Genomic DNA, 12,424 nt, shown 5'->3' with positions numbered 1-12,424 from the left:
AGCATATACCATGGATCTCCTGCTTTTCGGCGTCTACCCCTATGTGTGCCTGACGCTGTTCACTGCCGGGCTCATCTTCCGCTATGTGGCGACCCCGGGCGAATGGAACGCGCGCTCGAGCAACCTTTTTGCCAAGAAGTCCCTCGTGGCCGGCTCCTTCCTCTTCCATTACGCCATCATCTTCACCTTTTTCGGCCATGTGGTGGGGCTGCTTTTGCCGGTGGCGCTCTTGCGCATGGTGGGCTTCGCCGGGCAGGTGCATTTTGAGGTGGCGACCTTTTTCGGCAAGATCCTCGCGCCCTGCGTCTTCGCCGGGGGCGGCATCCTGCTGTTGCGGCGCCTTTGCAATCGCAATGTCCGGGCGAGCACCGTGCCCATGGACATTGTGGTGCTGCTGTTCATCCTGCTCCAGGCCTGCACCGGCGGCTACCAGGACTATACGGCGCACGAAAACGTGCTGCCCATCATCGGCGCCTGGGCGCGCGGCGTCATCACCTGCCAGCCCGACCCGGCCCTGATGCGCGAAGTGCCGTGGTTCATGCAGCTGCATGTCATAAGCGGCCTCGCCATCTTCGCCATGGCGCCGTTCAGCAGGCTCGTCCACTTCTTCAGCCTGCCTGTGACGTGGTTCGCCCGGCCCTTCATCGTCTACCGGAGGCGCTATGAAAACCTCTGATGCCGGCACTTTCGGCGGCCGTTTCTGGTCGCTCAACGAAAACCTGGCCTCGGCCAACTTCGCCATGGTCATGTCCACGGGCATCGTTTCCGTGGCGCTGCACCTCTTGGGCTTCCCGGACGGGGCCACGGCCCTGTTCTGGATCAACATCGCCATGTTCGTTACGCTCTGGCCGCTCTACCTCCTCAAGCTCGTGCGCTTTCCGCGGCGCATGGTGGCCGATTTCCGCGGCCACGCCTCGGGCCCGGGCTTCCTGACCATCGTGGCCGGCACCTGCATCCTCGGCAACCAGTATGCGGTGCTCGCGCAGAATATCGAGTACGCGCACGCGCTTTTCTGGCTCGGCGTCGGCTGCTGGGTGTTCATCCTCTGGGGCGTGTTCTACGCCATCTTCACCGTGGAGGAGAAGCCGCCGCTTGCCAAGGGCATCAACGGCGCCTGGCTGGTGGCCACCGTGTCGACCCAGTCCATCGTCATCCTCGGCGCGACCATCGCCGACAAGGTGGGCTGGGACCTCGACATCGCGTTTTTCCTTCTCTGCGCGCTCTTTCTCCTGGGCGTGATGCTCTACATCTTCGTCATCACGGTCATCTTTTTCCGCTTCTGCTTCGCCACGATGGAGCCGGCCGAGCTCGACCCCACCTACTGGATCAATGCCGGCGCCGTGGCCATCTCCACCCTCGCCGGGGCGACGCTTATCCTGAAGAACGGCGCCTGCCCCATGCTCGACCACTTCATGCCCTACATCAAGGGCACGACCCTGCTCACCTGGGCCACGGCCTCCTGGTGGGTGCCCATGCTGCTCCTGCTCGGCCTCTGGCGGCATGCGGTGCGCTGCTATCCCTTCAGCTATGTGCCGGCCTTCTGGGGCATGGTCTTCCCCATGGGCATGTACACCGCCTGCACGGCCACCTTCTCCGAGGCGCTCCACTTCGGCTGGCTCATGGTCATCCCGCGCTGGTTCCTCTATGTGGCCCTCATCGCGTGGGGGGCCACCTTTCTGGGCATGCTCGTTTCCCGGGCGCGGCTCCTGCTTGTGGGGCCAAGGCAGTCGTAAGCGGCGGCCGCGAACGCAACGAAAGCAGAGAAGGGGGAGTTTTTCCCCCTTCTTTTTTCTGGCGCCTCACCGCCTTTCGGGGCCTCCGCGCCCGGGAGGCGTGTCCCTGCCTAGAAGGTGTAGGCGAAGACGAGCTGGGCCTTCCAGGCGTCCTGCTTTTCGAAGGAGCTGTCCTTCCTGCCCGCCTTCTTCCATGTGTCGTTGTCCATGAAGTTGGCGATGTAGCCGAGCTCGAGGTTGATGTTGAAGTTGTCGTACATCTTGTAGTTGTTGATGAAGTTCACTTCCAGGAGGCCGTCCTCGGTGGTGAGGTAGGGCCCCTCGAACTCGCGCACGCCGTCTTTCCAGGCGTAGGCGGTATCCATGTACTTGACCATGCTGGGGCTGTTGGTGCCGCCCCACCACGCCACGCGCAGCGTGTGGGTGAGGTCTTCCACGAAGCTCACGTCGCGCACCTGCAGGCCCACGCCCCAGGTGCCGGAATAGGTGGTGTCATAGTCCTGCCAGGCCCAGGCCGTGTTGCCGTCGCCCATGAAGGAGGTGAAGTTACCATAGCCCACGATGGTGGGCAGCCGCTCGGAGCCGTTCTTCGGGTTGCCGTCGTCGCCGGAGCCGTACCAGCCGAAGATGCCGGGCACGCCCCAGTCCATCTTGTATTCCACAAGGGCCTTGGCGAGCCAGCCCAGGCGCTCCGTGCTCGAGCGCCTGGCGACGGGCGTGGCGCCGTCGTACTTGATGGCGTCGTAACGGCCCATGGCCTCGATATAGCCGTAGTTGAGGTCGACCTCGATGTTCAGCGGGTCAAAGGCCGTTATCTGGAAGGGCAGGCCGGCCCAGAACACGCTGCCGTAGGCCTTGCCCGTGCTGCCGTCGCGGTAGGTGCCGAGGAAGTTGTTGATGCCCGGCGAGGGATAGAGCGTGTACGGCATGTTGCCGTCGTCGCCGTAGGTGGTGAGGTCGGCCTCCTTGTCCGGGAAGAGGGTGTTCTTGCCCTTCATGCCGTACATCACCCACGGCGTGACCTCGAAGCCGTCGAAGGTCAGCGGCAGGATGAGGGTGAAGAGGTCCATGTTGTCGAGATAGTTGTCCCGGCTGCCCTCGTGGCCGCCCTTGAAGTTGTCATTGAAGGGGCGCATCCACATGGCGGTGAGGCCCACATTCTCGGTGAACTGGTATGCGGCCGAAACGCCCGCCACCTGGGTCTCCATGATGGCCGTGCCGCCCGCCTTGTTGGGCAGCGACACGGGCAAGAGCCCCATGCGCACCTTGAGGTCGAAGTCCGGCGGCGTCCAGTCGATGAAGGCGCGGCGCACCTTGATGATCTTGCCGTCCGCGCCGAGGGCCGCGCCGCCCTGCGGCTCGTCGGCCTTGCCCCAGGAATTGTTGCCGATCTGGATCTGCAAGGTGCCGGAAAGGGCCTCGGAAACCGCGGCCTCCAGTTGCAGGCGGATGCGCTGCTTGGCCTCGAACTTGTCGCGCAGGTCCTTCGTCACCTTGTTGCCGTCGCGCGTCTTGTGGACGAGGCTCGGCTCCCAGGTGGTGAAGCCGAAGAACCAGGTGCCCTGGGCCGTGAAGTCCACCGCCCGCGCAGCCCCCGCGGCGCCGAGCAGGATGCCCGCGGCGAGCAGCAGTGTGCAGAGTTTTTTCATGCCTCCCTCTCCCTCCTCAGGTGGTTTGGCCAGCTGGCCTGGCCAGTTGGTTGAAGTCCCCCAAATTCCCCGGAACAACGGCTCACAGGCCGTACAGGCGCGCCAGGAGCGGATGGATGTCCCGCGCCTTTGCCACGCGCGGGCAGATGGCGGCCAGCGGCTCGCCGGCGATGGCTTCCGCCGTGGCGAGGAGGTCGGCCTCGGTGAGCGGCCCAAGCGACGGCGGCGTCACGCCGAGGCCCGCGCAGAAGGCGCGGTAGGCCGCCCCGGTCTTTTCCGCCACGGCCAGGGCGCTTTCGCGCCCGTCGAAGCGCGCGCCCAGGATCTCGCCCACCCGGCGGATCTTGGCGGGCTCCGCCTCGGCGAGGAAGTCGAACACCACAGGCAGGCTCCATGCGCAGGCGAGCCCGTGCGGCAGGTGATGCTTGGCGCCGAGCACATGGGCGAAGGAATGGCCGATGTGCGCCGAGGCGCAGGCCAGCATCCAGCCGCCGATGCTGGCAAGCGCAAGCATGCGCCTGCGCACCTCCATGTCCCGGCCGTCGGCCACAGCCGGGGGAAGATAGGCCACCACGTCGGCCATGGCCTTTTCGCACACGATGTCGGTGAGCTCGCAGGCGAAGCGCGACATGTAGGACTCGCAGACATGCGAGAACACGTCGAGGCCGGTGAGCGCGGTGATGGACGGGGGCAGCCCGAGGGTGAGCGCCGCGTCCAGCACGGCGTATTCGGCCATGCCGTTGACCGCGAGGATGGGCACCTTCACGCCGCTCGCCGGGTCGGTGACAATGAGCCCGTTGGAGAGCTCGCTGCCCGTGCCGGCCGTGGTGGGCACGGCCACAAGGCCCGGCGAGGGCGCCATGGCCCGGCTTGCCGTGGCGTAGTCGAGGATATGCCCCGGGTTCGAGCGCAGGATGTTCACGCCCTTGCCCACGTCGATGGAGCTGCCCCCGCCCACGGCGATGACGCAGTCGCACGCCTCGGCGCGGCAGAGTTCCGCGCCGGCGTCGATGATGTCCGCCGCTGGGTCGGGGCGCACCTTGTCATAGAGCACGGCGCCCAGGCCTTCCTTGCCGATGGCGGCAAGCGCCCGGTCGGCCATGCCCAGGCTCACGATGCCCGGGTCGCACACGAGCAGGGCCTTGGCGTAGCCGAGCTCGCGCATGAGTTCGCCGAGCCTGTCGAGGGCGCCCGGTTCTTCCCAGATCCTGACTTTCTGCATGAAGGTGAAATTCATCGCGGTCTCCCCGGGCGGGACGCGCAAGGGCGCGCCCAGGTCAAAGGGCGCCCCCGCTGGCCGGGAGCGCCCGCGTGTGGATCGAAGCTACATGTTCTGTGTCAGCACGAGGCTGATGGACGGGAACAGGCAGACAAGCACGAGCACGACGAGCAATACGAGGAGCATGGGCACCACCTCGCGGCTCATGGGCCCGAGGCCGCAGCCGCTCACGCTGCTCGCCACGAAGAGGTTGGGCCCGACGGGCGGCGTCACGAAGGCGATGGCCAGGTTGAGGGTCATGATGACGCCGAAGTGGATGGGGTCCATGCCGAGGCCCACCATGATGGGCACGAGGATGGGCGTGAGGATGATGGTGGCCGGCGCCGGCTCCATGAAGGTGCCGATGAAGAGCAGGAAGAGGTTGATGATGACCAGGATGACCCACATGTTGTCCGAGATGCCGAGCATGAGGTGGGCGATCTGCTGCGGGATGGACTCGATGGCGACCACATAGCCGAAAATGCCGGCCATGGCCTGGAGCATGATGACCACGGCGCTCGTGACGCCGCAGTCCACCATGAGCGGGATGAAGTTCTTGCGGTTGATGCCCTTGTAGACGAAGATGCCGACGATGAGGCCGTAGGCCGCGGCGATGGCGGCCGATTCCGTGGGGGTCATCACGCCGCCGTAGATGCCGCCGAGAATGATGACCGGCACCATCAGGCCCCACTTGGCGTTGTTGATGCAGGCCAGAAGCCGGCGCCAGCTGAAGGGGCGCCCGGTGCCGCGCCAGCCCTTCTTGCGGCAGTAGAAATAGCTGTAGACCATGAGCGCGCCGCCGGTGAGCACGCCCGGCAGGATGCCGGCCATGAAGAGCTTGCCGATGGAGACCTTGGCGAGCACGCCGTACACGATGAAGGGATTGCTCGGCGGGATGAGCACGCCGATGATGCCCGCACAGGCCACGATGGTGGCCGAAAAGACCTTGCCGTAGCCGCGCTCCACCATGGCCGGGATGGTGAGCATGCCGATGGCCGCCACCGTGGCCGGCCCGGAGCCGCTGATGGCCGCGAAGAACATGCAGGTCAGGATGGTGGCGATGGCGATGCCGCCGTACATGCCGCCCACGATCTCGTCGGCCAGCTCGAACAGCTGCTTGCTGATGCCCCCAACGCCCATCATGATGCCCGCGGCGATGAAGAAGTAGATGGCGAGGAAGGGGAAGGAGTTGAGCGAGGAATACGCCACCTGCGCCACCGTGCCCCAGGGCAGGTCCCCGGAAAAGGCGATGGCCGTGATGCCGGCGAGCGCGAGGCACACCGCGATGGGGATGCCGAGCATGAGAAAGATGACGAGGCTCACCATGAGCACGATGGCCGTGTTCACGTCCAGCCCGAGGAAGATGGGCACCGCGAGCAGGCCGAGCACGCCGAAGCCGATGAGCGTGTCGAGCGCGCCGCATTGCCGCATCTGGCGCCAAAGGTTCTGGAGCAGGCGCAGGGCCATGAGGCCGAAGCTGATGGGCAGCGAGAGATAACACACCCAGAAGGGCAGGTGGATGGCGGCGGTGTACTGCGGGTAGCGCATCTGCATGGCGATGGTTTCTATAGCGAGCCAGATGACCACCACGCACAGCACGAGGAATGCGCCCTCGTCGATGATCCAGAAAATCCCCTTGCCGCGCTCGCCGAAACGCTCCACGAGGGCCGTCACCGCGAGGTTGTCGCGCTTCTTGATGGCGATGGGCACGGCGAGATACGAGCACCAGATGAAGCACATGAGCGAGAGTTCCTCGGCCCAGGCGGTGTTGCCCTCCATGCCGAAGATGCCCGAAAAGACATAGCGGAACAGGACCTGCCAGGTGATGAGCGCGATGGCCGTGAGCAGCCCGATGACAAGGAAGGGCTTTTCCAGGTTGTCATCCAGCCAGGTCACGAGAGCATTCATGGTTCTTCCGCCTGTGGGTTGTGCCGCGAAAAGCGGGGCCCGGAACAGCTCCGAACCCCGCCCCGTGTCATGCCGCTACTTCTGGGTGGCCTTCAGGAGTTCAAGGAACTTGGGGTCGATGTTGGGCACATACTTCTCATACACGGGCTGCACGGCCTCGACGAAGAGCGCGCGCTCCTCCGGCGGGAAGGGATAGACGACGAGCTTGTTCTTCTCGCCCTCGGCGCGGCCTTCCTGCTCCACCTGGTCCACGAGCTGCTGGCCCCAGAGGCTCGCCTCCACGGCGGCCTTCTTGAGGCCGGCCTGGATCTCGGGCGGCAGCGAGTCGAAATACTGCTTGTTGATGACGCCCACCATGCTCGTGAAGCTGTGCTGCGTGGGCAGCGCGTGGTGGACCACATCGCCGCGGCGCGAGGAATAGTAGTCGCCGAAGCTCAAAAGCTCGCCGTCGATGGTGCCCTGCTGGAGCGCGGTATACACCTCGGCGAAGCCCATGGGCGACGGCGTCATCTTGAGCGCCTCGGCGGTGGCGTTGTCCACGGGCGAGGCCGTGGTGCGCATCTTGACGCCCTTGAGGGACTTGAGATCCGGGATGGGCTTCTTGTTGGTCACATAGTTGCGCAGCGGCGTGTCGGCATAGACCAGCGCCACGAGGCCCACCTTGCCGAGCTCGTCGTTGACATACTTGCCGAGCTCGCCGTTGTTCAGCGCCTCATAGAGCGCCGCCTTCTTTTCCGGCTCGATGATGAAGGGCAGGTCGAAGGCCGCGGCCGAGGGCCAGAAGGTGCTCAGGATGGAGGTGCCGCAGCCGCCCATCTGGAGGTCGCCGCGCTGGGTGGATTCGGTCACTTCGCGGTCGCCGCCGAGCACGGCGTTTTCAAAGAGTTTCACCTTGGCCTTGCCGTCGGTGTATTTGTCGGCCAGTTCCGCGAACTTGCGGTAGGTCTGGGCATAGACGCTGTCCGGCGCGCCGTCATGCGCGAAGCGCAGCGTGTAGCCAGCGGCGAAGATGGTGGAGGGGAACAGGATGACCAGAGCCAGGACGAGGAGCCGTGAGAGCTTGCCCATGAGAGTCCCTTCTTGCGGTAGAAGTTAGTGCGCCTGCGCGAAAAAAAAGTTTGCACCTATTTTGCACAAGCCATGCCACAGGCGCGCGCCCGGCGCCGCCGGCGCGGTCATGGCCGCAAGCGCGAGAGGGCAACGGTATGCGGCTATCGGCTTGGTATTCCAGTTGTTTTTCTGTGGCTCCGGCGATGAGCTCCCGGGGTGGGATCAGCCGCCAGGCCGCGGGCGCCGAAAGGGTGCGGGAGGCCCCGGCCGGCGAGACCGGGCAAAAGCGCGGGGCTTCCGGGGCCGGCAGCCGCTGGAATGCGGGGAATATACGGGAATTGCAGTGAAAATTCCCGCGCTCCTGATTTCACAAGAGATTTTTGCACGGCCTCGGGCGCGCCGCGCGCGGAGTGGCGCAAAAAGGACAAAAAGCTGCGGAAAAGTGTCCGCTGGCCTGTCGTAATCTGGACAATTGCCGCAAATGTGTCCACATTCAGGACAGAAGTGTTGGGGAGAGGGGATGAAACACGAACACCAGCAAGAAGCTCTCGCCGAGGCGCTCGCGCGCTTCAAGGCTGGCGGCGCGGCCGCCCCGCAGGCGCCGCGGCCGGAGGTCTTCGCTTCATGGCAGCGCTGCCGCAAGCGCTGGGCCGGCGCCGAGCCCGGGCACGGCGCGCCCGGGCGCGCGCAGCCCCATGCCCTCGCGGCGGCGCTCGTCGCCACCGCCTCCCCGGTCATGGACGAATACCGGGCCTTTGCGGCCGAAGCCGGGGGCCTGCTCCTGCTTGTCGACCCCGAGGGTCGGCTCCTTGCCACGGCCGGCGCGACGGAGCTTGCGGCACACCTCGGCCTTGAGCCGGGCACGGATCTTTCGGAAAGCGGCATCGGCACCGGCGCCGTGGGCCTGTGCCTTGAGACGCGCGAGCCCTGCTGCGTCGTCGGGGCCGAGCACTATGCGCGGGCCCTCGGCGGCCTTGCCGCGTGCGCCGCGCCCCTGAGCGGCGGCAAGTTCCGCTTCATCGGTGTCTTCGCCGCCGTCTTCCCCCTGGAGCGCTGGAGCCCGGCCTGCGCGGCCCTGCTCACCTCGCTCGCGGCCAACATCAATCACCAGCACCACATCAACGACCTGCTCAAGGACCAGGAGACCACGCTGGAACTGCTCAATGACAGCGTCCTCATCCTGAACAATTCCGGCCACATCAAGGCGGCCAACGCGCACGCGCGCCGCCTGCTCAATATCGGCAGCGAGGAAAAGATCGCGCTCGGGCCCATCGCCAACTTCGTGCGCGACGGGGCGCCCTTCAAGGAGATCATCGAAAACGGGCGCCGCGTGGAAGACCGGGAATGCACGCTGGACATCGGCGGCGAGCCAAGGCGCGTGCTGCTCTCGGCCGAGTTCATCCCCGAGGGCAAGGGCATCGTCTGCACCCTTACGGAAATGGAGCGCGTGGAACGCCTGGCCGCGCGCACCACGGGCGGCAAGGCCGTCTACCGCTTCACCGACATCATCGGCACTTCGGACGCCATCGTGCACGCCGTGGACCTCGCGCGCATGGCCGCGCAGAGCGACATCACCACACTCCTGCTCGGCGAGAGCGGCACCGGCAAGGAGCTTTTCGCGCATGCGGTGCATAACGGCAGCTCCCGCAGGCGCGGGCCCTTCATCACCATCAATTGCGGGGCGCTGCCGCGCGAGCTCATCCAGAGCGAGCTGTTCGGCTATGAGGCCGGCGCCTTCACGGGCGCCGTGAAAAACGGCAAGGCGGGCAAGTTCGAGCTGGCCGACAAGGGCACCATCTTCCTCGACGAGATCGGCGAAATGCCCTTCGACGCCCAGACCAACCTGCTCAGGCTCATCCAGAACCGGGAGGTCAGCCGACTCGGCTCCACGGCCTCCAAGACCGTGGACGTGCGCATCATCGCGGCCACCAACAGGAATCTCCAGACGGCCATGGAATCCGGGGCTTTCCGCTCCGACCTCTATTACCGGCTCTGCGTCTTCGCCATCAACGTGCCGAGCCTGCGCAGCCGGCCCACGGACATCGGCGTGCTCGCCGAGCACTTTCTCGAGCGCTACGTGAGCCGCCTCGGCCGGCGCATCCGCGGCTTCACCCACGAGGCCATGCAGATGCTCTTGCGCTACGCCTGGCCGGGCAATATCCGCGAGCTGGAAAACGTGGTGGAATATGCGGTCAACATCTGCACCGGGCCCTATATCCAGGCCGGCGACCTGCCGGTGACGCTCTCGGGGGGCGGCGGCGGCCTCAGGCCGCAGCCCGCGGCGCAGGCGCCCCAGGCGGCCGAGGCCCCAACCCTCTACCAGCTCGAGCGCAACGCCATCGTGGAGGTGCTGGCGCGCTTCAACGGCAACATGAGCGTGGCCGCGGAGGAGCTGGGCATCGCCAGGAGCGCGCTGTACAGCAAGCTCGCGCGCTTCGGCATCGACCACCGCTCCTTCAGGCCGCAGCGCAAGTGAGGGGGGCGGCCCGTGCGGGGTTCAGGCGCCCTGCGCCGCTTCCGCCTCCCCTGTTGGCGCCTCCCGGGCGAGCTCACCGCGCAGCGAGGCCATGAGGGCCTCGTCTGCCACCACGTCGCCCATGAGCCAGGCGCGCCCGAGATAGCCGTACTTGGGCATGCCGAGCCGGTGATAGGTCAGCACCTCGTAGCGGACGTTCGGGCGCCGTGGCAGGCTCGCCCGGATGGCGCGGATCATCTCCGGGTCGTCGTTGAAGCCCGGGATCACGGGCGTGCGCACGGTCACGGGCAGGTCGGGAAAATTCGTGAACGCATGGTTGAGGTTGGCGAGGATCTGCTCGTTGCCCCGGCCCGTGAACTCCTTGTGCTTCGCGCTGTCGAGGCTCTTCACGTCAAAGATGAGGCCGTCCAGCAGGGCGCAGGCCTCGTGGAAGCGGTCGGTGCGGTAGTGGCCGCAGGTCTCCATCATGGTGTGGATGCGCGCCTTGCGCGCTTCCCGCAGCAGGGCCAGCACAAAGCGCGGCTGGGCCATGGCCTCGCCGCCGGAAAGCGTGAGCCCGCCCCCGGAGCGCTGGTAAAAGACATCGTCCTCCTCGACCTTGCGCAGGATGTCGGCCACGGTGCGCCGCTCGCCGTAGAGGGTCTGCGCGCCCGTGGGGCAGACGGCCGCGCACGCGCCGCAACTGGCGCACAGGGTGGCGTCATAGCGGATGCGGCCCTCAGGGTCTTTCGAGAGCGCCCCCGAAGGGCATACGGCGAGGCAGCGGCCGCACTGGGCGGCCCCGAGGCAGCGGTTGGGGTTGAAGGCGTGCTCGGGCACGGCCTTTTGCGATTCGGGATTGCTGCACCAGCGGCAGCGCAGCGGGCAGCCCTTGAGGAAAACCAGGGTGCGGATGCCGCCGCCGTCGTGGATGCTGAACCTCTGGGTGCTGAACACGAGCCCGGTCACGTCCCTGTCGTTCATATGCCCTCCCCTTGTGGCCTCGAAAATTTTTTCTTGAGAAAGATGATGAAATACGCCCCGCTGCACAGCGCGGCCGCCGTGTCGCTCACCGCCTCGGCGAGCACCACGGAGCGCACGCCCCCGCCCAGGACTGCGGGGAGCGCGTAGATGAGCGGGATGAGCAGGATGCCCTTGCGCAGCACGGCGAAAAACAGCGCCAGCCTGCCGTCGCCGAGCGCGTTGTAGCTGTCCTGGCTGACCACGGTGACGCCGAGCAGGAAGCCGCCGCAGATATAGACGCGCAGAAGCGGCGCCGTGGCGGCCACGAGTTCCGCGTTATCGGTGAACAGCCGGGCGAACGCCGCGGGAAAGGCGGTCATGGCCCCGCTCATGGCGGCGGAATAGACGCAGAGCGCCGCCCCGGCGAGCAGGATGGCGCGGCGCACGCGCCCGAAGTTGCCCGCGCCGTAATTGAAGCTCACCACCGGCTGCGCGCCCTGGTAGAGGCCCACCATGGGCAGTAGCAAAAGCTGGAAGAGCGAGCCCAGGATGGTCATGGAGGCGATGGCCTCCACGCCGCCGAACCTGCCCATCTGGAGGTTGAAGCAGAGCAGGAGCAGCCCCTCGCTGCCCACCATGAAGGCCGGTGCGGAGCCCAGCATCAGGATGCGCCCGGCGAGGGCGCCCCCGGGCGCGAGGAAGCGCCGGCGGATGCGGAGGAGGGAGCGCGGCCCCCGGAAAAAGCGGAACACCCAGAGCAGCGAAAGCAACTGCGAGATGACCGTGGCCACGGCCGCGCCGGCCACGCCCATGCCCAGGGTGAAGATGAAGAGCGGGTCGAGCAGGATGTTGGCCGTGCAGCCGATGAGCGGCGTCATCATGCCCACGCGCGTGAAGCCCTGGGCGTTGATGAAGATATTGAGCCCAAGCCCGCACATCATGAAGAGATTGCCGAGAGAGTAGATGCGCAGATAGCAGGCCGCGGGCCCAAGCGTGCGCGCCTCCGCGCCGAAGGCGCCCAGAAGCGGCTCGGCCCAGGCGAGGATGACCGCGGCGGAGGCAATCGCCGCCGCCATGAGCCAGAAAAGCGAGACGCCGAGCAGGCGCTCCGCGTTTTCCGGCTCGCCGGCGCCGAGGCGGATGCTGGCCAGCGGCGCGCCCCCGCGCGCGAAAAGGTTGACGAGCGCGAGCAAAAGCAGGGTCACGGGCACGCACACGCCCACCGCGGTGATGGCGGCAACGCCCTCCACGGTGTGGCCGAGGTAGATGCGGTCGACGATGGTGTAGCCCAGCGTGATAAGCTGGGAGAGCACGGCCGGAACGGCCAGCGAGAGGATGAGGCCGGGCAGCGGCGCGGCGGCGAGGGGGCTCTCCCCGGGCGCCGCGCCCGGCGTCAGGCTGTCCACGG

The 12,424-nt window shown here is 66.6% G+C and carries 9 protein-coding genes; 3 read left to right on the top strand and 6 right to left on the bottom strand.

All coding sequences use genetic code 11. From position 1 onward, the window contains the following. Positions 1 to 10 precede the first annotated feature (10 nt). Together narI and G7Y54_RS05805 are read left to right on the top strand one after the other, a co-directional pair. A complete protein-coding gene (narI, locus tag G7Y54_RS05810) occupies positions 11 to 676 on the top strand; it encodes a respiratory nitrate reductase subunit gamma (protein ID WP_165078337.1) in 666 nt (221 codons plus the stop codon). Then, entirely contained in the window at positions 663 to 1,733 is a 1,071-nt protein-coding gene (locus G7Y54_RS05805) for a tellurite resistance/C4-dicarboxylate transporter family protein (protein WP_165078336.1), read from the top strand. The genes narI and G7Y54_RS05805 overlap by 14 nt, the downstream gene beginning before the upstream one ends. Positions 1,734 to 1,843: 110 nt before the next feature. On the opposite strand, the gene G7Y54_RS05800 is transcribed toward G7Y54_RS05805, so the two are convergent. From G7Y54_RS05800 to G7Y54_RS05785, 4 genes are all read right to left on the bottom strand, one after another. Next, complete coding sequence (locus G7Y54_RS05800; protein ID WP_165078335.1) at positions 1,844 to 3,382, bottom strand: outer membrane homotrimeric porin; 1,539 nt, start codon at positions 3,380 to 3,382, stop codon at positions 1,844 to 1,846. An 82-nt stretch (positions 3,383 to 3,464) separates the two neighbouring features. Beyond that, on the bottom strand, positions 3,465 to 4,619 hold the full coding sequence (locus G7Y54_RS05795) for an iron-containing alcohol dehydrogenase (RefSeq protein ID WP_165078334.1): 1,155 nt from the start codon (positions 4,617 to 4,619) through the stop codon (positions 3,465 to 3,467). Positions 4,620 to 4,706: 87 nt separating this feature from the next. Then, positions 4,707 to 6,548, bottom strand: a complete 1,842-nt coding sequence (locus G7Y54_RS05790) for a TRAP transporter large permease subunit (RefSeq protein ID WP_165078333.1) — start codon at positions 6,546 to 6,548, stop codon at positions 4,707 to 4,709. 75 nt (positions 6,549 to 6,623) lie between these two features. After that, positions 6,624 to 7,616, bottom strand: a complete 993-nt coding sequence (locus tag G7Y54_RS05785; protein WP_165078332.1) for a TRAP transporter substrate-binding protein — start codon at positions 7,614 to 7,616, stop codon at positions 6,624 to 6,626. A 502-nt stretch (positions 7,617 to 8,118) separates the two neighbouring features. Between G7Y54_RS05785 and G7Y54_RS05780 the strand changes: the two genes are divergently transcribed. Then, the gene (locus tag G7Y54_RS05780) at positions 8,119 to 10,074 is read left to right on the top strand and encodes a sigma 54-interacting transcriptional regulator (RefSeq protein ID WP_165078331.1); all 1,956 of its coding nucleotides are present in this window, start codon (positions 8,119 to 8,121) and stop codon (positions 10,072 to 10,074) included. Positions 10,075 to 10,095: 21 nt separating this feature from the next. Here the strand turns inward: G7Y54_RS05780 and G7Y54_RS05775 are convergent, their stop codons facing one another. Both G7Y54_RS05775 and G7Y54_RS05770 read right to left on the bottom strand, forming a co-directional pair. Then, positions 10,096 to 11,037, bottom strand: a complete 942-nt coding sequence (locus G7Y54_RS05775; RefSeq protein ID WP_165078330.1) for a glycyl-radical enzyme activating protein — start codon at positions 11,035 to 11,037, stop codon at positions 10,096 to 10,098. Continuing rightward, on the bottom strand, positions 11,034 to 12,422 hold the full coding sequence (locus G7Y54_RS05770) for an MATE family efflux transporter (RefSeq protein WP_165080194.1): 1,389 nt from the start codon (positions 12,420 to 12,422) through the stop codon (positions 11,034 to 11,036). The genes G7Y54_RS05775 and G7Y54_RS05770 overlap by 4 nt, the downstream gene beginning before the upstream one ends. Positions 12,423 to 12,424: the final 2 nt, after the last annotated feature.

The sequence above is a fragment of the Desulfovibrio sp. ZJ746 genome (assembly GCF_011039155.1).
Lineage (GTDB): Bacteria > Desulfobacterota > Desulfovibrionia > Desulfovibrionales > Desulfovibrionaceae > Desulfovibrio.
Note: the sequence above shows the minus strand (reverse complement) of the source record. Positions and strands in the feature narration are given on the sequence as shown.

What these genes read in the sequence shown, in the direction of transcription:
- G7Y54_RS05775 (WP_165078330.1), bottom strand. Translation starts at nt 11,037, where the DNA reads ATGAACGACAGGGACGTGACCGGGCTCGTGTTCAGCACCCAGAGGTTC.
- narI (WP_165078337.1), top strand. Translation starts at nt 11, where the DNA reads ATGGATCTCCTGCTTTTCGGCGTCTACCCCTATGTGTGCCTGACGCTG.
- G7Y54_RS05780 (WP_165078331.1), top strand. Translation starts at nt 8,119, where the DNA reads ATGAAACACGAACACCAGCAAGAAGCTCTCGCCGAGGCGCTCGCGCGC.
- G7Y54_RS05790 (WP_165078333.1), bottom strand. Translation starts at nt 6,548, where the DNA reads ATGAATGCTCTCGTGACCTGGCTGGATGACAACCTGGAAAAGCCCTTC.
- G7Y54_RS05785 (WP_165078332.1), bottom strand. Translation starts at nt 7,616, where the DNA reads ATGGGCAAGCTCTCACGGCTCCTCGTCCTGGCTCTGGTCATCCTGTTC.
- G7Y54_RS05805 (WP_165078336.1), top strand. Translation starts at nt 663, where the DNA reads ATGAAAACCTCTGATGCCGGCACTTTCGGCGGCCGTTTCTGGTCGCTC.
- G7Y54_RS05795 (WP_165078334.1), bottom strand. Translation starts at nt 4,619, where the DNA reads ATGAATTTCACCTTCATGCAGAAAGTCAGGATCTGGGAAGAACCGGGC.
- G7Y54_RS05800 (WP_165078335.1), bottom strand. Translation starts at nt 3,382, where the DNA reads ATGAAAAAACTCTGCACACTGCTGCTCGCCGCGGGCATCCTGCTCGGC.